The following is a 23,556-nucleotide window of genomic DNA, read 5'->3' as shown; positions in this document are numbered from 1 at the left end:
CGCTTGTTATTCTCCGGTTAGTTCCATGTTGCTGACTCTTTCAGTCCAGCAACCAGAACCATCCGGAATTAATTCAATTATTTCGACTTTTTGCGGAGTAACTTTAGCGATTCTTCCATTATAAAGTCCTAGATACTCACCTAAACCTAAGCGATATACACTGCCATCATTACTTTCAACTAGCGCCCATATCTTCTCAACTTCACTTAAGGTGCCTCGCATTTTTAAGTTATCTAACGCATAAGTTTCCAACCTTCCCTTTCGTCTTTTTAGATCTGGTTGCAAACAATCTTTTGTTGTATCAATAACTTCTTCAGTTAACTCTCTTGATGGAGGCACAAAAGGGCTTCGCATCAAATCGGCCTGATAAGCAAAATGTTCAAACTTAGGCGCCTCTTTTAAAGGAGGAATATGAGCAACATGTTGCGCTTTGGTCGTAGTGACAAATAGCTCCAAATCACTACGATCGCCTACGCAGCCAACTAAAGAGAAAACAAAAATAATCAGAAGGAGTTGTTTCATTACTTTTTCCCCTTCTTTGCCTTATCTGGGAGCTCGCTCCCCTCTTTAAAGCGGTAAGTTTTTGCCATAATCTCCATACCTAACCCACCGGTATCAGATTTTTTAATGACAAAATCATGCAGGCTAACGATTCTTGGTAATCTAGCAACGCCACTAACCAACTGCCCCAATTCATGATACTCACCCGTGACAGACATACTGATTGGAAATTCAATATAAAAATCTCGCTGAATCACCTCACGCCAATCTAGACTATCAATTTTCAGGCCTGAGTCAGTTGCGACAAAGGTCAAATCATCCAGTAAACCTGGCATCTCATTTTTAGAGGGCAACATCTTTAATAGTTCAGCAAACTGGCTTTCCATCACAGCTAACTGTTCACGGTAGAGCTTTAGATTAGCAGCTAATTGATATTTCGATTTAAAGTCTTCTCGTAGCTGCAGCTCTGTTCTCTGCTCTTTATCGAGTTGCGCTACTGCGTCAGACACAAATAGGAAGTAACTCGCCACAAAAATACAGATAGATAAAATAGCAGCGAAAACGATTTTAACCAGTGGCGGCCATGCCCCTACATTTTCAAAGTCGATGTCATTGAACTGATTTAGATCCAGATTCATCTACTCGCTCCTTTGGCAGCCTGACTCGTTACCTCTTCAACTTGTTGTATGGTTACTTTTAAGCTGAAACTCTGTAACTGTCTTAACTCTTCGTTTTGAGCAACGATAGATTGCATGCTTGGATCTTGTAGCCATTGAGAGGTTTTCACTTTCCTCATCATATTAGCCACATTGTTGTTAGACTCACTCCGTCCCTGAATCCACAACAAGCTGCCTTTTTTCTCTATGCTTGAAAGGTAGATCCCTGGTGGAACGATTCTCACTAACTCATCTAAAACATGGGTAGGTAAGTTTCGTGCTTGCTGCAGATTTAAAATAATCTCAGTTCTGCGCTCAATATCTTTCTTTCGCGTTCTTATCTTCTTTATTTCAGCTATCTGCTTTTCTAATAATTGAATTTCAGAAGTTAGGTATGCATTTCTTGCCTTTTGATTATCAGTCATCATCTCTACAAAGCTTAATGACAAATAAACAATAAAAGATGAGAGTAAAAAAACCAGCGCCAAAATGCCGATATAATCTTTCTTCTGTTTCTCTCTGGCCTCTTCTCGCCAAGGTAATAAATTTATGTTCGCCATTGTGAGTAGCTCCTTAGGGCTAAGCCACAAGCAACCATATATTTGCTTATATCGGGTTTAAGACTATTCTTGATATCCTCATCGGCATGCAAACAACCTTGAAATGGGTCTGCAATTATCGTGTGCACACCTAATTCATTTGTTAATAAGTTAGCCATCCCTTCTAATTTAGATGTTCCGCCGCATAAAATTATATGATCGACTTTATCTTTACCACTCGATGTACAATAAATCTGCAGTGTTCTTTTTATTTGCTGTAATAGTTGAGTTTGGAAAGGAGATAAAACTTCAAACATATAGTTGCGAGGAAGATCTCCTTCAAGCTTGGCTTTTTCAGCCTGTTCATGTGACATACCATAAAACGACAAAATCGACTGTGTAAACTGCTCACCGCCAAATGCCTGTTCACGAATGAAACTAGTTTGACCATTTTCAACGACTGCAAAAGTGGTGATATTGGCTCCAATATCAACCAAAGCAACAATTTTATTTTCAGTACCTTCAGGCAACTGAGCCGCAACAACTTCATATGAGCGGCCTAAGGCATAACCTTCAACATCTACGACTTTAACCTCAATATTCACCTCATCAAGTGAATCAACCCGCGCATCAATATTCTCAGTTCTACATGCGCTCAGTAGGACATCAACTTTGGTTGGGTCAGTACTATTAACATTGAGTGTTTCAAAATCAATACTAACTTCGTCGAGGGAATAGGGAATTAAGTTGTCCGCTTCAATCTCAATTTGAGCTTCCATCTCCTCTTCACTTAATGACGCATCCATATATATGACTTTGGTCATCACGGCAGAACCTGATACAGCAACAGCTGCTAATTTCGCACCTTTTGGAAGTATGCGTTTCACCTGTTTTAATGACTCTACGACTGCATCGGCATCTCTGATCTCATGATCATTCACAGCCCCTTTTTTTAAAGGGACTGCAGCATGACTTAAAATTTTATAACCATCGGCCGTCTTACTCAGCAAGATTGCTTTTATTTCGTGGGAACCAACATCAATTCCAACCATCTGCGGAGCCTGACGCTTCCATAAATTAGAAAGCATAGTCTTATTGTCGCTTATTGTTATTGTTACAAGAACTAGATTAGCACAAAATCAACTCGTTATAGGTATTTGTACAGAATGTTTCACGTTTTTACAATTGACATTTTTTTGACGACCATTTTTGCTTCACCAATTGCTTAGTGCCTTATATACTGTTGCCCTTGCTCAAATTTTGGAATATTCCGGTGAAGTGGTTTAAACGTATAATTATTGCTCTATTCAGCCTAGCTCTTCTAGGCATTGCTGCTATTGCTGCGGCTTATTTTTACGTGTTGCCAGAGTTGCCGGATGTCAACACATTAAAGACAGTCAAACTTCAAACTCCACTACGAGTTTATAGTAGTGACGGTAAGCTTATCTCTCAATTTGGTGAGAAAAGACGTATCCCTGTGGCATTTGATGATGTTCCCCCACAATTGATTAACGCCGTTTTAGATACTGAAGATGCAAGGTTCTTTGAACACCACGGTATTGATCCTATTGGTATTACCCGCGCAGCATTTATCCTTCTAACGACAGGAAAAAAGAGCCAAGGTGCAAGTACCATAACCCAGCAGGTAGCAAGAGGGTTCTTTCTTACACGAGAAAAGACTTATATACGTAAAATCAAAGAGATATTCCTAGCAATCAAGATTGAAAAAGCCCTTTCTAAAGAGGAGATATTAGAGCTATATCTCAACAGATCCTTCTTAGGAAATCGCGCTTATGGCGTTGGCGCTGCTGCACAAGTGTACTACGGCAAAGAGTTAGAGCAGCTAACCCTTCCAGAAATGGCGATGATTGCTGGTTTACCTCAAGCACCATCAGCTGCAAACCCAATACGAAACCCTGAAAGAGCGACCAACCGACGCAATTGGGTGCTTAGCAGAATGCTCGAGAAAAATAACATAACACAAGCACAATATGCTGCAGCAACTCAGGCGCCAGTTACAGCTAAATACCATGGAGCAGAGATAAACCTATACGCTCCCTACATCTCCGAAATGGCTCGCGACTACTTAGTCGATAAGTCTGGGGAGGAGGAAGCTTATACTGGCGGCTATAACATCTATACCAGCATCGACTCTCGCCTGCAGATCTACGCGCAGGAAGCACTAAGAGATAATGTTTATGCATACGATGAAAGACACGGCTATCGTGGGCGCACTAAGGTCTTATGGACTGATACGCCATTAGATACCGATTCAATTATTGCAAGACTCAAAAAGACCAATGCCTTTCAAGGCATGGTACCTGCCGCGGTCCTTAGTGTTGACGAACTCAGTGCACAAGTACTGACTTCTGAAGGTGAGGAGATAAAAATCGAGTGGCCAGGATTAAACTGGGCCCGCAAATTTATCACCAATAAGCGCCAAGGTAAGGCACCTAAAACAGCCACTCAAATCTTGACTCCGGGCGAACAAGTATGGGTGCGTAACAATGGTGAATTTTGGCAGCTGTCCCAAATCCCTAAAGTATCCAGTGCCATCGTATCTTTGGATCCCCATGATGGTGCCATACGCACCTTAGTCGGAGGTTTTAGCTTCCACACGAGTCAGTACAACAGAGTCACTCAGGCTAAGCGTCAGTTAGGCTCCAATATTAAGCCTTTCATCTATACCGCTGCGATGGAGAAGGGCTACACCTTAGCAACCTTAATCAATAATGCACCTATTAATAAGCCTGACACACGACAGGGAACTGCTTGGCGACCAAAGAACTCTCCGGACAGATACACAGGGCCGACACGACTCAAAATGGGATTAGCTCAATCTATTAATGTGATGGCCGTTAGAGCTATTCGTTACGCGAGCTTAGACACTGCCATCGAAACCTTGATTAGATTCGGCTTTGATCCTGCCGATCTTCCTAAAAACGAATCTGTCGCTCTAGGTTCACCATCGGTGACACCATTGCAAGTTGTTACCGCATTTTCTGTCTTCGCCAATGGCGGCTATAAAGTCGAGCCTTACTTTATAGAACGTATTGAAGATGCCTATGGTGATGTGATTGAGAAATCAAATCCAACGCTGGCTTGTACCCCAACGCCTGCTGCTATCATTGAAGAAACATCAGAGGTGGATCCGTTTGCCTCAATGGCTGATGAGCTTCAAGCTGAGCCTGCAACACCACAACCCATCTCTTTATGTGGTAACTCTGATAGCCGTTATGCGCCTCAAATAATCTCCGAGCAGACAGCTTTCCTCATCACTGACGCACTTAAGAGTGTTATTTGGGGAGGAGGAAATTGGAGTAAAGGCACCGGCTGGAATGGAACAGCTTGGCGTGCTTCACGAGTGGTAAAGAGACACGATATTGCAGGTAAAACTGGTACTACAAACGAATCTCGCGATACCTGGTTTAGTGGGTTCAACCCAAGTTTAGCAACAACCGTTTGGGTTGGGTTTGATGATCACAGCCAAGAGTTGGGGAGAACCAGTTGGAATGCAAATGGGGCTAAGGATCAGATTTCAGCAGCTGAAGCCGGAGCGAAAACAGCAGGTCCTGCTTGGAATGAGTTTATGAAAAATGCCCTTGCAGGCCAGCCTGAAGTGCCAAGCTCTCCACCAGATGGCATCGTTTCAGTCAGAATTGATTTAGCCACAGGCAAACTCAGCCGCAAAACAGATCACACAAGTAAGTTCGAATACTTTATCTCAGGTACCGAACCAACTGAATTTGCCCCCCAAGCTGAGGAGGAGTCTAATGATATTTTCATCGATGAGTCTCCTGAAGATCTATTTCAGTAAAATAGCGACTAAATAACTCCATTAAAAAGCACGAAAGGCTAGTTCAACCTTTCGTGCTTTAATCATCAATATCACTAATACTAAACTACTATTCTAGTGACTATTTTTTGACACCCCACAAAAATATTTTTTTAAAAAATCTCAACGGGCTATTTTTTAACCTTTTTAGCCGCTAATGCTGACTGAACTTGTGGTAATGCCGTTCCACCAAGCGCCTCACGTTTAGCTAAACATGACTCAATTGTTAAGCAGTCATAGACATCTTGCTCAATAATGCTCGCAAAAGACTGCAGCTGTTCAAGTGCAAAATCCTCTAATGGTTTCTGCTCGCTAATCGCATGTACAACAACCTCACCGACAACATGATGAGCCTCTCTAAAAGGCATCCCCTTTGCGACCAAATAATCAGCAAGCTCAGTAGAGTTTGCATAACCTTGCTGGGCAGCTTTAAGTGTATTCTCACGATTGACCTTCAAACCACTTAGTACTAACGCAGCCATCTCTAAACAGATCGACCAGCTGTCCATGACATCAAACAAGCCCTCTTTGTCCTCCTGCATATCTTTATTATACGCAAGCGGCAGCGCCTTCATGGTGGTGAGAATACCAATCAAACTGCCATAAACACGGCCAGTTTTGCCACGGATAAGCTCAAGTGCATCAGGGTTTTTCTTCTGCGGCATCAAAGATGAACCAGAGGTGACCTCATCATCTAGATCGATAAATCCAGCTTCACCGCTATTAAAGAAGATTAGATCTTCAGCCATACGACTCAAGTGCATCATGCTAATGGAGGCATCGCTACAGATCTCAACCACGTGATCTCTATCTGATACGGTATCTAAGCTATTTAAGGTTGGAGAGGCAAAACCTAAAGATTCAGCAAGTTTATATCTATCCATCGGATATGCAGTCCCCGCTAAGGCACCGGTTCCAAGCGGACAGGTATCGGCACGCTTTAATGCATCTTCAAGGCGACTGATATCACGCTCAAACATCTCAACATAGGCTAGGCACCAATGGCCAAAAGCAACTGGCTGTGCACGCTGAAGATGAGTATAACCAGGCATAACAGCATCGAGCTCACGCTCAGCCAATGCAAGCAGGGCTTCTCTTAATTTAGCTAGCAATACAAGCTGCTGCTGTCCCTCTTTTTTACACCAGAGTTTAAGATCCGTGGCCACTTGATCGTTACGTGAACGGCCCGTATGCAGCTTTTTACCTAAGTCACCAACTTTAGCAATCAAGGACTGTTCAACAAAACTATGAATATCTTCAGCACCCGATGCCAAGATAAGCTCAGGATTACCTTCAACTTCAGATAACAACTCTTTCAATGCCTGTTGCAGCTTTTCACACTCATCTTGGCTCAAAATCCCTACTTGGGTAATTGCAGCAGCCCAAGCGATTGAGCCAACAATATCTTGCTCAACTAAACGATAATCAACAGGTAGCGAGTCATTAAACAACTTAAACAGTGCGCTACTCTCTTGACTAAACCTTCCGCCCCATAGTGCCATGGTGAGTTCCTCTTGTTCTGTAAAAAGGGACGCTTAGCGCCCCATTTAATTTATTAACTTAATATAGATAGACTATGGGTTTGCCTAGCTCTTACTATTTAACGCTCTGATACGACTGGCTAGTGAGTAAAGGCGAATAAAGCCCTCTGCATCTTTTTGGTTATAGACATCATCCTCACCAAATGTCGCAAACTCTTCTGAATACAAGCTATTAGGTGAGCGCTTCTGAACCGCTTGAGCCTGCCCCTTATAGAGCTTGATAACAACCTCACCATTAACAAGGTTAGCTAAAGGCTGAGATGCACCTAACAGAGACTCGCACAGAGGAGTAAACCAGCGACCATCATAAACAAGGTGTGCCATCTGGGCACCGACCTGCTCACGCCATTCACGACTGCTCTTATCTAACACCAACTCCTCAATGGCACGGAGCGCAGCAAACATAACGGTGCCACCAGGTGTTTCATAACAGCCACGAGACTTCATGCCAACGAGTCTATTCTCTGTGATATCAATTCTACCTACACCATGTGCACCCGCTATCTCATTTAGCACCATTAGTGCTGCATAAGGGGAAAGGAGCTCACCGTTCACCTTAGTGATTTTGCCCTGCTCGATATCGATCGTCACATATTCAGGTTTATCCGGTGCATCTTCTGGTGCGACAGTCATGGTCCACACGCCTTTGGTTGGCTCATTCCATGGATCTTCTAACTCGCCACCTTCATGGGAGATATGCCAAGCATTAGCATCACGGCTGTAAATTTTGGTGGCTGATGCTGTGGTTTCGATATTACGCTCAGCAAGGTAATCAAGCAGATCTTCACGGCTCACCATCTCCCATTCACGCCAAGGTGCGATCACTTTTAGATCCGGTGCCAGTGCAGCAAAGCAGCCTTCAAAACGTACCTGATCATTACCTTTACCTGTACAACCGTGACAGACAGCATCGGCGCCAACTTTACGTGCAACTTCTACCTGCGCTTTAGCGATAATAGGCCTTGCCATAGAAGTGCCGAGTAAATATGTCCCTTCATAGATAGCGCCGGTTGCGATAGTTGGGTAGATATAATCTGCAACCAACTCCTCTTTTAGATCGACGATATAACACTCAGAAGCACCTGAAGCGATGGCCTTTTCATGCAAACCCTCTAACTCAGCTTCTCCCTGCCCCACGTCGGCACAAAATGCGACAATTTCACAATCATCATAAGTCTCTTTTAACCAAGGGATGATCGCTGATGTATCGAGTCCACCTGAATAAGCCAAAACAACTTTTTTCACACCGGTTTTCTTAATTTCTGCAGACATCTTCTATTTCCTAATTTCTAAACTTGTCCCGCAGGCGTGCCTACGAGAACCAATATGGATTAAATTATTGACCTAATAAAGTAACTAAAACGGCATTTTGTGCATGCATTCTGTTCTCAGCTTGCTGCAGTATCAGTGAGCCTTCACCATCAACCACTTCAGCTGTCACCTCCACTTCGCGATATGCCGGTAAACAGTGCATGAAGTAACTAGCACCAGCTTGTTTCATCATGGCTTCATTAACTTGGTAGGGCTGAAACTTGGCTTTGATCTCGCTTAAGTCAGTATCATCACCCATTGAGATCCAGGTGTCGGTATAGATGGCATCTTGCTCGGCCAACTGTTCAACATCAGAGGTGAGTATTAGCTTACCGCCATATTTAGCCGCCAATGCCTGAGCCTCAACCACCACTTGACCATCGGGAAAGTGTCCCGGCGGACAAACAACTGTCATCGTCGCACCTAGAATTGCCGCTCCGTACATCAAGGAGTGGGTTACATTGTTACCGTCGCCAACATAAGCAAGCTTTACTTGGCTAACGTCATCAAACTGCTCCGAAAGCGTGAGAAAATCAGCCAGGCCCTGACAAGGGTGATAAAGATCTGATAGCGCATTAATAACAGGAACACTGCCATGTTCAGCTAACGTCTCTATCGTCGAGTGTAGGAAGGTTCTCGCCACAATGGCATCAGCCCAACAAGAGATATTAGCAGCGAAGTCTGACACAGGTTCACGCTTACCTAATGCACCATTTTGTTGATCAAGATAGAGGCAATGACCACCTAACTTATTAATACCTATATCAAAGCTCACACGTGTTCTTAATGAAGGCTTCTCAAACAGCATAACCACACTTTTACCGTCCAAGGCATGTCGATACTCAGCAGGATTCGCCTTAATCTTCTTAGCAAGTGATAACAACTCTTTAAGCTGCTCCTGAGACAGGTCTTTAATCGATAATAAGTGGTCCATGTATAACTCCTCTAATTGGTGATACCACCAAGTCTGTCACTTTTATAGCGGGCCCTTTTTAGGCCCGATAAAACTTAATTTTTAGGGTTTAATGAGGTTGGATCTGCGTACCAACACTCTCTCCGTTAGATAACGCGAGAAGTTGCTCAGCACTTCTCCATGAAGCGACTTGCACAGCCTGCCCCATTAGTTCAGCAACATCTAATGCTGCCTCAACTTTCACTTTCATCCCTTTTTCAATCACACCCTTATGGGTCAGATCGTCAACCTGAGCTCTATTCAAACTTAAGATAAGTTGACCTTTACCATCAAGAACGCCTGAAACATCAGACAAAAGTACTAACTTCGCATCAACCAGCTTCGCCAGTACTGTAGCCGCTTGGTCAGCATTAACATTGAGCAGTTGACCTGCTTCATCAATGGCAATAGAGCTCACTATCGGCAACCAGCCCTGAGACAAAATGAAATCGAGGTATGCCGAGCTCTTTGGTGCCACCTCTCCCACAAAACCCAAACGCTCATCTTTTACCTGAGCAGTAACCATATCTCCATCGCCCAAGCTCATGCCGATGGATGTCACTCCAGCTTTTATTGCTGCTGCCTGTAAAACTTTATTTGAAGTACCTGCAAGTGCACCGACAATGACAGGGATCTGCTCAGCAGGCGTCACTCTTAGACCATCTAGCTTTTCAGTTTTCATGCCATTAGCCGACAGCTGTTCATCAACCAAACACCCTCCGCCATGCACTAAAATCAGTTTCTGCCCTGCTGCTAGCATCTTTGCCGCAGTGTCCATCAACCTTGCCATCCCCATTTCGCACTGAAGCAGAGCGCCGCCAACCTTGATAACTAATGCTTTATTACTCTGTGTCATCGTAATCTACTCGCTTGTCGATTTAGTATTTAAAATGAATCTTTATGCACTGATGAGCTTGGCTAGCAGCGCCCTTCATCAGGTTATCAATTGCACTTGCAACGACTAAATAACCTGTCTTAGGATCAAACTTCCAGCCTAGGTGGCAATTTGGAGTATTAGTTACATCATCTACCTTAGGGAATTGATTCTGCTTTACCGTGACCAGAGGAGCATTATCGTAAATAGCATAGGCTTGTTCGATATCAGCCTGCGTCACTCCCTCTTTCAACTGCACGGTTATCGTTGCCAAAATACCTCGCTTAAAATTACCCAGGTGAGGTGTGAATATCACCTCCTGTCCCAACTGAGTTGCTATCTCAGGTTGATGTCTGTGACCTAGTACGCCATAAGGGGTCAAGCTCACTTCACAAAAGCTAGTATTTAACTGCGCTTTCCTTCCCGCTCCAGTCACACCACTCACTGCATTGATAACAGGTAAAGAGGAGGTCATTAAGGAATGGATTGGCTTAAGCGCAGTTAAGGAGGCTGTCGGATAACAGCCTGGAACTGCAATCATCTTACTATCGGCAATATCAGCACCGTTCCACTCAGCCAAGCCATAAACTGCATGGGATAAAACCTGAGGATAATCATGCTCAAAGCCATACCACTGTGGATACTGAGATTTGTCAGAGAACCGATAAGCGCCACTAAGATCAAATACTGTTAAACCTTGCTCAAAAAACCAAGCTGCCAGATGTAGGCTCACCGCATGATCCGTTGCCAGTACTACGCCATCGGCCTGTTCAGCGATAAGCGCTTTAGCTTCATCACTAAGAGGTGATAACGGTAGGGAGATATGACTATATGTAGGGTAGAGTTCAGATAAGGGTTTACCTTTATCGACACTATTTTCAGATACGTACAAACCTTGTATCACTAAGTTTTTATCGGCATCGATAAGAGAGGTAATTTGTGCGCCGGTGTAACCACTAGCGCCAATAATCGCAATGCTTTTCATAATAATCTGACACTTCTTAATTTAAAAATTAATGCTTGGAAGTAAAAAAAGAGGGGGCACAACTTAAGCCCTGGTAGAAATACCAATTTTGACAAGTTTATCGTCGCAGGAAGTCTTTACACATCGCCTTAATAATAAATTTTATTTGTAGATTATTCATTTATGCTCTCAATAATATGAATTGTATTCTGGTGCTTGTCTTAGCTGTTTGATAGACTAACACACAAAACTAATTATGCAATATATTTGAATATATATTTTACGGAATTTTTTATGGCCTCTTTAGCAGATCTAAAAAGCAATTTTAGCCAGCTCATTGCATCCCCCTCAATCAGTGCACTTGAAGTTGAGCAAGATATGAGTAATCAAGGTGTTATTGATCTACTGCAAACTTGGTTCTCTGAACTTGGTTTTGAATGCAAAGCTCAGGCAGTTAAAGATTCACGAAGTAAACATAACCTAGTCGCCAGTCTTGGCTCAGGAAAAGGCGGGCTACTGCTTGCAGGACATACTGATACAGTTCCTTTTGATGAAGGACGCTGGAGTCAAGATCCATTCACTTTGACCGAAAAAGATAATCGCTGGTATGGGCTAGGCACCTGTGACATGAAAGGTTTTTTTGCTCTTGTACTCGAAGCTCTCAAAGATATGCCTCTGGCCCAATTTAAGCGCCCTCTGCATATTCTCGCCAGCGCAGATGAAGAGACAACCATGAATGGCGCTAAAGCATTCGCACAGCAAAAGTCGATTGCACCTGACTATGCCATCATAGGAGAGCCGACAAGCTTAAAGCCGGTATATATGCATAAGGGGCACCTCACTCAAGGTATTCGAGTCATAGGTAAAAGCGGACACTCTTCCGATCCAGCTAAAGGAGTAAATGCAATAGAGATCATGCATTTGGTCATGGGGCAGCTGTTAAAACTCAAACAGCATCTTGCAGATAACTACCGAGAGGAAGCATTTAGTGTCCCCTACCCAACGATGAATTTTGGCCATGTACATGGAGGCGATGCCGCTAACCGTATCTGTGGTTGTTGCGATCTGCATATTGATATCCGCCCTCTTCCTGGTTTGGAATTAGAGATACTAGAGCAGATGGTAATGAACTATCTAAAACCGATTAATGACCAATACCCAGGTTGTATCAATGTTGCGCCACTCTACCCGGGGTCAGAGCCTTTTGCAGACAGTCGTGAGAATAGTTGGAGTAAACTCGTCGCTGAGCTTTCAGCTAATGCTCCCGAGGTCGTTAACTATGCGACAGAAGCGCCCTATATCTCAAAACTTGGATGTCAAACTTTAGTCCTAGGCCCAGGGAGCATTGAGCAGGCTCATCAACCCGATGAATATCTAGATACTCAATACCTAAATAAGACAGTAGAGCTACTTAAACAGCTTATCTATCACGCCTGTATAAAGTAATAAGTGAGCTCAAGCTTACCCATGATAAGCACAGAAGTGATGTAGAACACATAAGCTCACAATATCTCGCACGCCAATATTGACCTTGGCCAGTAAGCCTAGGTATTGTGAAGGATTAGCGTAAATATTGGTATGGAGAAAGTATGACAGATATGTATGCGTCCTTAAGGTCCAATGTGGGCACTTTAGGACAGATCCTTGGTGAAACTATTCGCACCAATTTAGACGATCCTTTTCTTGATAAAATAGAGCAGATCCGTCAGTTAGCTAAAAGCTCGAGACAAGGCGATGAAGCCTCACGAGAAGAGATGCTTAAACTACTCGCCGCACTTCCCGACGATGAGCTGGTTCCTTTTGCTAAAGCCTTTAACCAATTTCTTAACTTAGCCAATATCGCCGAGCAGTTTCATACCATCAGCCGTAACTGTGACGAACTTGTCTGTGTTCCAGATCCTGTAGAGCAACTACTTGGGAGAGTGCTAAGTAGTAATATAGAGCAAGACAAGATGTTGGACTGCCTGCAAAACCTAGACATTGATTTAGTACTGACTGCGCACCCAACAGAGATTTCCCGTCGCACCTTAATTCAAAAGTATGCCTCAGTTGTCGACAGTCTTGCTGCACTTGAGAACCCATTACTCACTGAGCGTGAGAAAAAGCAGCAACATCTTCGTCTGCGCCAGCTTATCGCACAAATTTGGCATACCAACGAGATCCGCCACGAACGTCCAACCCCAGTTGATGAGGCTCGCTGGGGGTTAAGCACCATTGAGGTTTCACTTTGGCAGGCCATTCCAGACTTTCTCAGACAACTCAATGAGCAAGTTGAAGAGAGAACCGGCAAACAGCTCCCAATCGATATCGCTCCAGTGCGCTTTTCTAGCTGGATGGGGGGAGATCGCGACGGAAACCCATTTGTTACCGCTCAGGTCACTCAAGAGGTTTTAGATAGAAACCGCCATACAGCAGCACGTTTATACCTAAAAGATGTTGTCTTACTGGTTAACGACCTTTCCATGGAAGAGGCCAACGATGAACTGTTAGCGCTCACTAACAATAGTCATGAACCCTACCGTGACGTACTTCGTGGAATCAGACAGAAACTTAGGAACACCATAGATTACCTAAATGAGCGCCTAGAAGGTCATCAACCTGAAGTCGATAAAAACAGCATTATTTGGAATGAGGACGATCTTAAAGCGCCACTAATGATGCTGTATAAGAGTCTATCCGATTCAGGAATGAGTCTAATCGCTAACGGTCTACTGCTGGACATGCTACGTCGTATCGCCTGCTTCGGCATACATATGCTCAGGCTAGATATCAGGCAGGATGCTCAACGCCACTGTGATGTTGTTGCAGAGCTCACCCGTTACTTAGGCATGGGTGATTTTAACCACTGGGATGAAAACGAGAAGCAAGCCTTTCTTCTCAGAGAGCTCAGTAGTAAGCGTCCATTGATCCCATCGAACTGGCAACCAAGCGAAGACGTTGCAGAGGTCGTCAGCACTTGCCGACTTATTGCGACTCAACCCGCACGAGCCCTAGGCTCTTATGTTATCTCTATGGCCAGCAAGCCATCAGATGTACTCACTGTTCTTTTATTGCTAAAAGAAACCGGCTGCCCACACCCAATGCGTGTTGTACCACTGTTTGAAACCTTAGACGACCTCAATAATGCTTCTAGCTGTATGTCAGCGCTATTTGCTATTGATTGGTACCGTGGTTACACCAAAGGTCATCAAGAGGTGATGATTGGCTATTCTGACTCCGCAAAAGATGCAGGTGTAATGGCTGCCGCTTGGGCGCAATACCATGCACAGGAGCAATTAGTAGAAGTCAGTCGTCAAGCTGATGTAAAACTTACCCTCTTCCATGGCCGAGGCGGTACGATTGGTCGTGGAGGCGGACCCGCTCATGAGGCGATACTTTCTCAACCTCCAGGATCTGTTGATGGACGCATCCGTGTGACAGAGCAAGGAGAGATGATCCGCTTTAAATTTGGTTTACCTAAACTAGCTGTACAAAGCTTGGCTTTATACACCTCAGCAGTCATGGAAGCCACACTGCTACCACCTCCGGCGCCTAAACCTGAATGGCGAGCCTGCATGCAAAGATTGGCTGAAGAGTCAGTTGCTGCATACCGCTCTATCGTTCGAGAAGAGCCTGATTTTGTCGCCTACTTCCGCGCCGCAACGCCTGAAGTAGAACTAGGTAAGCTGCCATTAGGCAGTCGCCCAGCAAAACGGCGTGTCGATGGCGGCATTGAGTCTCTTCGCGCAATTCCATGGATCTTTGCTTGGTCACAAAACCGCTTAATGCTCCCTGCATGGCTGGGAGCTGGAGAAGCACTGCAAGCGGCAAGTGATAGAGGAGAGATGGAACTGCTTCAAGAGATGGAGCAGAAGTGGCCCTTCTTCAAAACACGGATCTCGATGTTAGAGATGGTCTACGCCAAGGCGGAACCTAATTTAGCTAAATACTACGAAACCTGTTTGGTGCCTGAAAACCTTCATCATCTGGGTGATGCATTGAGAGGGCGTTTAGCAACAGGCGTTAAAGCCGTGTTAGCACTCACTCAGTCGCAGGCCTTAATGGAACACACTCCGTGGAACCGAGAATCAGTGACCTTACGTAACCCTTACATTGATCCCCTTAACTTTATGCAAGCTGAGCTGCTGGCTCGTACACGTAAAGATGAGGTGCAATCAACCAATGTAGAGTTGGCGCTAATGTTAACCATCGCTGGAGTTGCGGCAGGCATGAGAAATACGGGCTGATGAAATTACTGAGCTACATAATGCCACTGACACTACTGCTACTAAGCGGGTGTGTTAGTCAGTACAGCATTACAGAAAAAGAGCTAGAGGGTTATCTATCCGATGAGATCCATTTTGAAATTAAAGAGGGCAATCAACTCTTTGGTATCGAGATGCGTATCAACAATATAGATGTTAGCTTAGGCCATAAGGTCGATACCATGTCTGTGACTGCAGATAGTATCGTAAAAGTCAGAAATCCATTAGTGCCATTTAAAGCAAAAATGAAGACGACCTTTGAGGCTGAACCTTGGTACGATGCCGATAGCCATAGCGTTTACTTAAAGCAATTAAGACTTGTGAGTATCGAGTCTAACCCTAAGGATATTGAAAAAGCAGTTAAGCAGGTAGCACCGCAGATGATGGGGTTTTTAACCCACTTTCTGGAAACGCAGCCGGTTTATATACTGGACACCTCAGAGTCCAATCAGGCTTTAATCGCTGAGATGACAAAGCGAATTGAGGTGAAACCAGGAAAGTTAAAACTGATATTTGACGAGTAGCTTAACTTCAACATCTAATCCATAAACTAAAAAATGCAATCAGCTTAGTTGATTGCATTTTTTGTATCTAATACCAACGTACTTGCTAAAAGTTATTTGCTAAAACGAGAAAAAGAGGAGTAATCAACAATTACAGCCTCACCTAACAGCTCACGCCTCAACATATCGTAGGCAATAGCAGTGCCTAAGCTACGAACTAAGGCTCTTGAACGACTAGGTAGCTTCAACATCTGACTATACACACCGTATTTAGTCGCTAAAGCAATTGCAACTGTTCCAACGGGTTTCTCATCACTGCCTCCATCTGGCCCCGCAATACCACTAGTAGCAAGCGCATAATCACTATCCAGTATGCCCCTTGCTCCCTTAGCCATCTCCTCAACTGTCGCAATAGAAACTGCGCCATAATCATCTAAGGTCTGAGGGTTTACACCTAATACCTTGACCTTTGCTTCATTACTATAGGTCACTAAGCCTTGATGGAGATATGCAGAGCTGCCAGCAAAAGCCACCAAACCACTCGCAATTAAACCTCCAGTGCAAGATTCCGCAACACTCAAGCTAAAGCCTGAATTGACCAAGCTATTATGGATCTCCTGATCTAAAGTGGTAATATCTTCAGCAACCACACTATGCCCAAGTATCTTTTTCACTTCAGTTTCTATCGTTGCAAGCGAATCAATCGCTAATTGGCCTCTCGCAAAAAGCTTAATTTCAATATAGGGCATATAGGAGCGGTAACCCAAAGTAACCCCTTTAGGCAGAGGTATCACTTCTAACTTATCAGCAAGAGCCGACTCACCATGACCTAAGGTCAGAAGCTTCTTGACTGAAACAGGCTCAGATAGAGGAAAATGCTCCTCAATGAAAGGGATGAACTGCTCCTTCACCATACGTTTAAACTCAAAAGGAACACCAGGAGTAAAGAAAAGCCATGCTTGGTTAAGTTTAATGGCAAAGCCACAAGCAGTACCAACAGGGTTATCAATCATAATAGCCCCTTGTGGCAATAACGCCTGCTTCAGGTTACTCTCAGCCATTACTCTGGCATTTTTAGCAAACCAAGCTTCTAACTTACTGCGCCACTCCTTATTCTCAACTAAAGGCACACCAAGAGCCAAAGCCATCGCCTCGGTGGACAGGTCATCACTAGTAGGCCCTAAACCGCCATTGACCATGATCACATCAGCTTCTGTACTACGCTCTTTAAAAACAGCAACAAGATCTTCAAGGCGATCACCAACGGTAATGCGTCGCTGACACTCAACACCTCGCTCAATCAAAGTATTCGCAAACCAAGCAGCATTGGTATCAACAATCTGACCCGCTAACACCTCTTCACCAGTACAAATCATCTCAAGCTTCATAAAGACCCTAAGCAGTAATCCATTAATAGCAGCTAAAATAACAACCTAGGTATTAATAGCAATAGCCACTCAATATTTATATGGAACAGAATATGTTCAATTAAAAAGACAGCCCCCTGTATTCAACTTCCTTTGTAAGATCGTTTCCGAAATGCACCTGACCCCATGAACACATCATATGGATATATGAGGTACGAGACCATAGATGTACCGAGTGTCAGAAACAGATAGATGCAGGAGGTACGAAGCCATGGATCGCTGAAGGTAGAATATGCAGGAGCAATTATAGAGAGTAATACAGGAGCTGTTACCTAGGATGTTAGAGCCTGAGAAGCATCATATCAACCTGCATATGAGTAGGTATTGCACGTACGTGCTTAAGTGGGTAAGCCAATAAAAAGTGATTTCTTAGCCATCCCAAAGGCGCCTTCCAATAGCCCAGCTGCGAGCCAGCTCTCCGCGTTCAATAGGCGCAAAGCTGCGCTTCACCAACAACGCCTATTTCACCCTACGACCCACATGGATGGCGGAAGTGTCCATTATGCAGGATGCAATTATCGACCGACATCGGGAGTAAGCATTGCACGTACGTGCTTAAGTGGAACAGCCACCTGATATCAGCACTGTAAATTCGAGACGTAAAGTTAATAATTTTACAAAGCCCCAAACGCAAATCCTCTCCTATGCCATCCATGGCAATCAAGGATAAGTACTTCCTGTACAAAAAAGCCATCTACTCTTCTCATATACAGCGGGCTAGCTTCTTCACTTAAATAGGCGCCTGTCATGGTCAGCTTCGCGCTAACCCACATGGATGTGGGGAATGCTGAAAATGCATGGAGCTATTTTTAGCCATAAACACATCACTAGCGCGATATTCGCCCTACTCTCGACGTTCGCGCAGCGAACACATGGGGGCGGAAAAGTAGTGCTTTGAATGCGGCAGCATTTTGCTACTTTGTAGCGAGAAGCGACGTAGTCGCTGAACTGGAGGTCCCGCTCAGCGGTGGGTTGACATCGAGAATAGCTCCTTCGCGGAGCGTATATACGAAAAAAGCCCTAGCGTTTTCTGCTAGGGCTTTTTCGTGTATTAGGCGCCTGGAAATGACCTACTCTCACATGGGGAGACCCCACACTACCATCGGCGCGATTGCGTTTCACTTCTGAGTTCGAGATGGGATCAGGTGGGACCACAATGCTATTGTTTCCAGACTAATTGGGTAAATTTAGAAAGCTTAAATAATTGTCTCAAACTTAAATCAAGTTCGTATTCTTTTGTGCTTATGAAGTAATCACACTAGCTACTCATAAAACCCATCTGGGTTGTATGGTTAAGCCTCACGAGTCATTAGTATCAGTTAGCTCAACGCCTCACAACGCTTACACACCTGACCTATCAACGTCCTAGTCTCGAACGGCTCTTTAGAGGGATTAAATCCCTAGGGATGACTCATCTTAGGACTCGCTTCCCGCTTAGATGCTTTCAGCGGTTATCGATTCCGAACGTAGCTACCGGGCAATGCTATTGGCATAACAACCCGAACACCAGCGGTTCGTCCACTCCGGTCCTCTCGTACTAGGAGCAGCTTCCTTCAATCATCCAACGCCCACGGCAGATAGGGACCGAACTGTCTCACGACGTTCTGAACCCAGCTCGCGTACCACTTTAAATGGCGAACAGCCATACCCTTGGGACCGACTTCAGCCCCAGGATGTGATGAGCCGACATCGAGGTGCCAAACACCGCCGTCGATATGAACTCTTGGGCGGTATCAGCCTGTTATCCCCGGCGTACCTTTTATCCGTTGAGCGATGGCCCTTCCATTCAGAACCACCGGATCACTATGACCTACTTTCGTACCTGCTCGACGTGTATGTCTCGCAGTTAAGCTGGCTTATGCCATTGCACTAACCGTACGATGTCCGACCGTACTTAGCCAACCTTCGTGCTCCTCCGTTACTCTTTGGGAGGAGACCGCCCCAGTCAAACTACCCACCAGGCACTGTCCTCAACCCCGATTCAGGGGCCAGAGTTAGAACATCAAAGCTACAAGGGTGGTATTTCAAGGTTGACTCCAATAGAACTAGCGTCCCATCTTCAAAGTCTCCCACCTATCCTACACATGTAGGTTCAATGTTCAGTGCCAAGCTATAGTAAAGGTGCACGGGGTCTTTCCGTCTAGCCGCGGGTATACGGCATCTTCACCGCAATTTCAACTTCACTGAGTCTCGGCTGGAGACAGCGTGGCCATCATTACGCCATTCGTGCAGGTCGGAACTTACCCGACAAGGAATTTCGCTACCTTAGGACCGTTATAGTTACGGCCGCCGTTTACCGGGGCTTCGATCATGAGCTTCTCCGAAGATAACCCAATCAATTAACCTTCCGGCACCGGGCAGGCGTCATACCGTATACTTCCTCTTGCGAGTTTGCACAGTACTGTGTTTTTGATAAACAGTTGCAGCCACCTGGTATCTGCGACTCCCAACAGCTTAGAGAGCAAGTCTCATCACCGTCGGGAGCGTACCTTCTCCCGAAGTTACGGTACCATTTTGCCTAGTTCCTTCAGCCGAGTTCTCTCAAGCGCCTTGGTATTCTCTACCCAACCACCTGTGTCGGTTTGGGGTACGATTCCTACTAACCTGAAGCTTAGAAGATTTTCCTGGAAGCATGGCATCAACTACTTCAGTCCCTTAGGACCTCGTCATCAACTCTCAGCCTAATGTTCACCCGGATTTGCCTAAGTGAACAGCCTACAGCCTTAAACGCGGACAACCAACGCCGCGCTAGCCTAGCCTTCTCCGTCTCTCCATCGCAGTTAGCAGAAGTACGGGAATATTAACCCGTTTCCCATCGACTACGCCTTTCGGCCTCGCCTTAGGGGTCGACTCACCCTGCCCTGATTAACATTGGACAGGAACCCTTGGTCTTTCGGCGAGGGAGTTTTTCACTCCCTTTATCGTTACTCATGTCAGCATTCGCACTTCTGATACCTCCAGTGTGGGTTACCCCTTCACCTTCAACGGCTTACAGAACGCTCCTCTACCGCTTGCATCCTAAGATGCAAACCCGTAGCTTCGGTGTATTGCTTAGCCCCGTTAAATCTTCCGCGCAGGCCGACTCGACTAGTGAGCTATTACGCTTTCTTTAAATGATGGCTGCTTCTAAGCCAACATCCTAGCTGTCTAAGCCTTCCCACATCGTTTCCCACTTAGCAATAACTTTGGGACCTTAGCTGACGGTCTGGGTTGTTTCCCTTTTCACGACGGACGTTAGCACCCGCCGTGTGTCTCCCGAGTAGTACTCATTGGTATTCGGAGTTTGCAAAGGGTTGGTAAGTCGGGATGACCCCCTAGCCTTAACAGTGCTCTACCCCCAATGGTATTCGCTCGAGGCGCTACCTAAATAGCTTTCGAGGAGAACCAGATATCTCCCGGTTTGATTGGCCTTTCACCCCCATCCACAAGTCATCCGCTCATTTTTCAACATAAGTCGGTTCGGTCCTCCAATTGATGTTACTCAATCTTCAACCTGCCCATGGATAGATCACCGGGTTTCGGGTCTACACCTTGCAACTAAACGCGCAGTTAACACTCGGTTTCCCTACGGCTCCGCTATTCGCTTAACCTCGCTACAAAATGTAAGTCGCTGACCCATTATACAAAAGGTACGCAGTCACGGTCTCAAGAACCGCTCCCACTGCTTGTACGTATACGGTTTCAGGTTCTATTTCACTCCCCTCACAGGGGTTCTTTTCGCCTTTCCCTCACGGTACTGGTTCACTATCGGTCAGTCAGGAGTATTTAGCCTTGGAGGATGGTCCCCCCATGTTCAGACAAGATGTCACGTGTCCCGTCCTACTCGTTTTCACGTAAAGTTAGTTTTCATGTACGGGGCTATCACCCTGTGCCGCTGAGCTTTCCAACTCATTCCACTAACACCCTCTACGCTTAAGGGCTAATCCCCGTTCGCTCGCCGCTACTAGGGGAATCTCGGTTGATTTCTTTTCCTCCGGGTACTTAGATGTTTCAGTTCCCCGGGTTTGCCTCATTAACCTATGTATTCAGTTAATGATACTTACTTATGTAAGTGGGTTTCCCCATTCGGACATCGTTAGCTCAAATGCTTGTTACTAGCTCGCCAACGCTTTTCGCAAGTTACTACGTCCTTCATCGCCTCTGACTGCCAAGGCATCCACCGTATACGCTTAGTCACTTAACCATACAACCCAAATAAGTTTCACAAGGAAACAAACTCTACCAAGCGGGTAAGCTCAGTCGTTGTATCGCAACTAATGGTGTTTACTTTCGCCAAAAGAATACTCATGAATTCATTACCCTAAGGTAAATCCTTCGGCACTTGATTTAAGTGTTTGAGAACTCAATTATTTATTTCGCATTAATCGTTAAATTAATACTATCAGCTTTCCAAATTTTTAAAGAACAAGCATCGCCGTAAAGGCGTGCCACTCGCTCTAACAAGAACAAGTTATCTGTGTGAACACTCAGCAAATATCGAGTTAGTCGTATAGGTAAGGAGGTGATCCAGCCCCAGGTTCCCCTAGGGCTACCTTGTTACGACTTCACCCCAGTCATGAACCACACCGTGGTAAACGCCCTCCCGAAGGTTAAGCTATCTACTTCTGGTGCAGCCCACTCCCATGGTGTGACGGGCGGTGTGTACAAGGCCCGGGAACGTATTCACCGTGGCATTCTGATCCACGATTACTAGCGATTCCGACTTCATGGAGTCGAGTTGCAGACTCCAATCCGGACTACGACCGGCTTTATGGGATTAGCTCCACCTCGCGGCTTCGCAACCCTCTGTACCGACCATTGTAGCACGTGTGTAGCCCTACTCGTAAGGGCCATGATGACTTGACGTCGTCCCCACCTTCCTCCGGTTTATCACCGGCAGTCTCCCTAAAGTTCCCACCCGAAGTGCTGGCAAATAAGGATAAGGGTTGCGCTCGTTGCGGGACTTAACCCAACATTTCACAACACGAGCTGACGACAGCCATGCAGCACCTGTCTCTCAGTTCCCGAAGGCACAAGCTTATCTCTAAGCTCTTCTGAGGATGTCAAGAGTAGGTAAGGTTCTTCGCGTTGCATCGAATTAAACCACATGCTCCACCGCTTGTGCGGGCCCCCGTCAATTCATTTGAGTTTTAACCTTGCGGCCGTACTCCCCAGGCGGTCTACTTAATGCGTTAGCTTGGGAGCCCAGTAACTAAGTTACCAAACTCCGAGTAGACATCGTTTACGGCGTGGACTACCAGGGTATCTAATCCTGTTTGCTCCCCACGCTTTCGTACCTGAGCGTCAGTCTTTGTCCAGGGGGCCGCCTTCGCCACCGGTATTCCTTCAGATCTCTACGCATTTCACCGCTACACCTGAAATTCTACCCCCCTCTACAAGACTCTAGTTTGCCAGTTCCAAATGCAATTCCCAGGTTGAGCCCGGGGCTTTCACATCTGGCTTAACAAACCGCCTGCGTACGCTTTACGCCCAGTAATTCCGATTAACGCTTGCACCCCTCGTATTACCGCGGCTGCTGGCACGAAGTTAGCCGGTGCTTCTTCTGCGAGTAACGTCACAGCTAACGGTTATTAACCGTTAACCTTTCCTCCTCGCTGAAAGTGCTTTACAACCCGAAGGCCTTCTTCACACACGCGGCATGGCTGCATCAGGCTTTCGCCCATTGTGCAATATTCCCCACTGCTGCCTCCCGTAGGAGTCTGGGCCGTGTCTCAGTCCCAGTGTGGCTGATCATCCTCTCAGAACAGCTAGGGATCGTCGCCTAGGTGAGCCATTACCTCACCTACTAGCTAATCCCACCTAGACTCATCTAATCGCGAAAGGCCCGAAGGTCCCCTCCTTTCCCCCGTAGGGCGTATGCGGTATTAGCAGTCGTTTCCAACTGTTATCCCCCACGACTAGGCAGATATCTAGGCATTACTCACCCGTCCGCCGCTCGACAGCGAAAGTAGCAAGCTACTCTCCTGTTTCCGCTCGACTTGCATGTGTTAGGCCTGCCGCCAGCGTTCAATCTGAGCCATGATCAAACTCTTCAATTAAAGTTTTGTGTTCTCATCCGATTAAGAATGAAGAACGGCTCAATGAATTATACTGTTTTATGAATCTTGCGATTCATAGTTTACATATTGCTATGGTCACTCAGTGGTTCATTGAGAAAATTTTTGATTGCTTACATCCCGAAGGACAAGAAAGCAATTTCGAATAACTCA

14 protein-coding genes and 3 rRNA genes are annotated in these 23,556 nt (G+C 45.4%); 4 read left to right on the top strand and 13 right to left on the bottom strand.

The annotated features are described in order from the left end of the window. Nucleotides 1-6: 6 nt before the first annotated feature. The 4 genes from SWOO_RS01760 to SWOO_RS01745 are packed head-to-tail and all read right to left on the bottom strand — an operon-like array spanning nucleotide 7 to nucleotide 2,784. A complete protein-coding gene (locus tag SWOO_RS01760; RefSeq protein ID WP_012322988.1) occupies nucleotides 7-522 on the bottom strand; it encodes a pilus assembly protein PilP in 516 nt (171 codons plus the stop codon). After that, nucleotides 522-1,139, bottom strand: a complete 618-nt coding sequence (locus SWOO_RS01755) for a type IV pilus inner membrane component PilO (protein ID WP_012322987.1) — start codon at nucleotides 1,137-1,139, stop codon at nucleotides 522-524. Before SWOO_RS01755 ends, SWOO_RS01760 begins: the two co-directional genes overlap by 1 nt. Continuing rightward, a complete protein-coding gene (locus SWOO_RS01750; protein WP_012322986.1) occupies nucleotides 1,136-1,717 on the bottom strand; it encodes a PilN domain-containing protein in 582 nt (193 codons plus the stop codon). Before SWOO_RS01750 ends, SWOO_RS01755 begins: the two co-directional genes overlap by 4 nt. Beyond that, nucleotides 1,705-2,784 carry a pilus assembly protein PilM gene (locus SWOO_RS01745; protein WP_012322985.1) on the bottom strand — a complete coding sequence of 360 codons (1,080 nt, stop codon included), beginning with the start codon at nucleotides 2,782-2,784 and terminating at the stop codon, nucleotides 1,705-1,707. The genes SWOO_RS01750 and SWOO_RS01745 overlap by 13 nt, the downstream gene beginning before the upstream one ends. Nucleotides 2,785-2,969: 185 nt before the next feature. Here SWOO_RS01745 and SWOO_RS01740 point away from each other — a divergent pair, with 185 nt between their 5' ends. Next, nucleotides 2,970-5,513: a penicillin-binding protein 1A gene (locus tag SWOO_RS01740; protein WP_012322984.1), complete on the top strand. Its 2,544-nt coding sequence runs from the start codon at nucleotides 2,970-2,972 to the stop codon at nucleotides 5,511-5,513. Nucleotides 5,514-5,662: 149 nt separating this feature from the next. Here SWOO_RS01740 and argH read toward each other — a convergent pair whose 3' ends face one another. The 5 genes from argH to argC form a co-directional block, all read right to left on the bottom strand. After that, nucleotides 5,663-7,033: an argininosuccinate lyase gene (gene argH / locus SWOO_RS01735; protein WP_012322983.1), complete on the bottom strand. Its 1,371-nt coding sequence runs from the start codon at nucleotides 7,031-7,033 to the stop codon at nucleotides 5,663-5,665. A gap of 84 nt (nucleotides 7,034-7,117) precedes the next feature. Continuing rightward, nucleotides 7,118-8,344: an argininosuccinate synthase gene (locus SWOO_RS01730; RefSeq protein WP_012322982.1), complete on the bottom strand. Its 1,227-nt coding sequence runs from the start codon at nucleotides 8,342-8,344 to the stop codon at nucleotides 7,118-7,120. Between the two features lie 64 nt (nucleotides 8,345-8,408). After that, nucleotides 8,409-9,317, bottom strand: a complete 909-nt coding sequence (locus SWOO_RS01725) for an ornithine carbamoyltransferase (RefSeq protein WP_012322981.1) — start codon at nucleotides 9,315-9,317, stop codon at nucleotides 8,409-8,411. 88 nt (nucleotides 9,318-9,405) lie between these two features. Next, nucleotides 9,406-10,191, bottom strand: coding sequence for an acetylglutamate kinase (gene argB / locus SWOO_RS01720; RefSeq protein ID WP_012322980.1), 786 nt, complete (start codon nucleotides 10,189-10,191; stop codon nucleotides 9,406-9,408). Nucleotides 10,192-10,213: 22 nt separating this feature from the next. Continuing rightward, entirely contained in the window at nucleotides 10,214-11,194 is a 981-nt protein-coding gene (gene argC / locus SWOO_RS01715; protein ID WP_012322979.1) for an N-acetyl-gamma-glutamyl-phosphate reductase, read from the bottom strand. Between the two features lie 273 nt (nucleotides 11,195-11,467). Between argC and argE the strand changes: the two genes are divergently transcribed. The 3 genes from argE to SWOO_RS01700 all read left to right on the top strand — a co-directional run bounded on the left by argE (nucleotide 11,468) and on the right by SWOO_RS01700 (nucleotide 15,941). Next, complete coding sequence (gene argE, locus SWOO_RS01710; protein WP_012322978.1) at nucleotides 11,468-12,619, top strand: acetylornithine deacetylase; 1,152 nt, start codon at nucleotides 11,468-11,470, stop codon at nucleotides 12,617-12,619. Between the two features lie 143 nt (nucleotides 12,620-12,762). Continuing rightward, the gene (gene ppc, locus SWOO_RS01705; RefSeq protein WP_012322977.1) at nucleotides 12,763-15,399 is read left to right on the top strand and encodes a phosphoenolpyruvate carboxylase; all 2,637 of its coding nucleotides are present in this window, start codon (nucleotides 12,763-12,765) and stop codon (nucleotides 15,397-15,399) included. Further along, on the top strand, nucleotides 15,399-15,941 hold the full coding sequence (locus tag SWOO_RS01700) for a DUF1439 domain-containing protein (RefSeq protein ID WP_012322976.1): 543 nt from the start codon (nucleotides 15,399-15,401) through the stop codon (nucleotides 15,939-15,941). Before ppc ends, SWOO_RS01700 begins: the two co-directional genes overlap by 1 nt. Before the next feature lie 92 nt (nucleotides 15,942-16,033). On the opposite strand, the gene SWOO_RS01695 is transcribed toward SWOO_RS01700, so the two are convergent. The 4 genes from SWOO_RS01695 to SWOO_RS01680 form a co-directional block, all read right to left on the bottom strand. Beyond that, the gene (locus SWOO_RS01695) at nucleotides 16,034-17,308 is read right to left on the bottom strand and encodes a CinA family nicotinamide mononucleotide deamidase-related protein (protein ID WP_012322975.1); all 1,275 of its coding nucleotides are present in this window, start codon (nucleotides 17,306-17,308) and stop codon (nucleotides 16,034-16,036) included. Nucleotides 17,309-18,404: 1,096 nt separating this feature from the next. Further along, nucleotides 18,405-18,520: ribosomal RNA gene (gene rrf, locus SWOO_RS01690) — 5S ribosomal RNA — on the bottom strand. A 115-nt stretch (nucleotides 18,521-18,635) separates the two neighbouring features. Beyond that, nucleotides 18,636-21,530, bottom strand: a 23S ribosomal RNA gene (locus SWOO_RS01685). A gap of 311 nt (nucleotides 21,531-21,841) precedes the next feature. After that, nucleotides 21,842-23,385, bottom strand: a 16S ribosomal RNA gene (locus SWOO_RS01680). The 16S, 23S and 5S rRNA genes sit together here, the layout of an rRNA operon. Nucleotides 23,386-23,556: the final 171 nt, after the last annotated feature.

This window comes from Shewanella woodyi ATCC 51908 (assembly GCF_000019525.1).
Classification (GTDB): Bacteria; Pseudomonadota; Gammaproteobacteria; order Enterobacterales; family Shewanellaceae; genus Shewanella; species Shewanella woodyi.
Note: the sequence above shows the minus strand (reverse complement) of the source record. Positions and strands in the feature narration are given on the sequence as shown.

Bases quoted from the DNA above. Each gene is read 5' to 3' on its own strand.
- SWOO_RS01760 (WP_012322988.1), bottom strand. From the start codon at position 522: ATGAAACAACTCCTTCTGATTATTTTTGTTTTCTCTTTAGTTGGCTGC.
- SWOO_RS01755 (WP_012322987.1), bottom strand. From the start codon at position 1,139: ATGAATCTGGATCTAAATCAGTTCAATGACATCGACTTTGAAAATGTA.
- SWOO_RS01750 (WP_012322986.1), bottom strand. From the start codon at position 1,717: ATGGCGAACATAAATTTATTACCTTGGCGAGAAGAGGCCAGAGAGAAA.
- SWOO_RS01745 (WP_012322985.1), bottom strand. From the start codon at position 2,784: ATGCTTTCTAATTTATGGAAGCGTCAGGCTCCGCAGATGGTTGGAATT.
- argH (WP_012322983.1), bottom strand. From the start codon at position 7,033: ATGGCACTATGGGGCGGAAGGTTTAGTCAAGAGAGTAGCGCACTGTTT.
- SWOO_RS01730 (WP_012322982.1), bottom strand. From the start codon at position 8,344: ATGTCTGCAGAAATTAAGAAAACCGGTGTGAAAAAAGTTGTTTTGGCT.
- SWOO_RS01725 (WP_012322981.1), bottom strand. From the start codon at position 9,317: ATGGACCACTTATTATCGATTAAAGACCTGTCTCAGGAGCAGCTTAAA.
- argB (WP_012322980.1), bottom strand. From the start codon at position 10,191: ATGACACAGAGTAATAAAGCATTAGTTATCAAGGTTGGCGGCGCTCTG.
- argC (WP_012322979.1), bottom strand. From the start codon at position 11,194: ATGAAAAGCATTGCGATTATTGGCGCTAGTGGTTACACCGGCGCACAA.
- argE (WP_012322978.1), top strand. From the start codon at position 11,468: ATGGCCTCTTTAGCAGATCTAAAAAGCAATTTTAGCCAGCTCATTGCA.
- ppc (WP_012322977.1), top strand. From the start codon at position 12,763: ATGACAGATATGTATGCGTCCTTAAGGTCCAATGTGGGCACTTTAGGA.
- SWOO_RS01700 (WP_012322976.1), top strand. From the start codon at position 15,399: ATGAAATTACTGAGCTACATAATGCCACTGACACTACTGCTACTAAGC.
- SWOO_RS01695 (WP_012322975.1), bottom strand. From the start codon at position 17,308: ATGAAGCTTGAGATGATTTGTACTGGTGAAGAGGTGTTAGCGGGTCAG.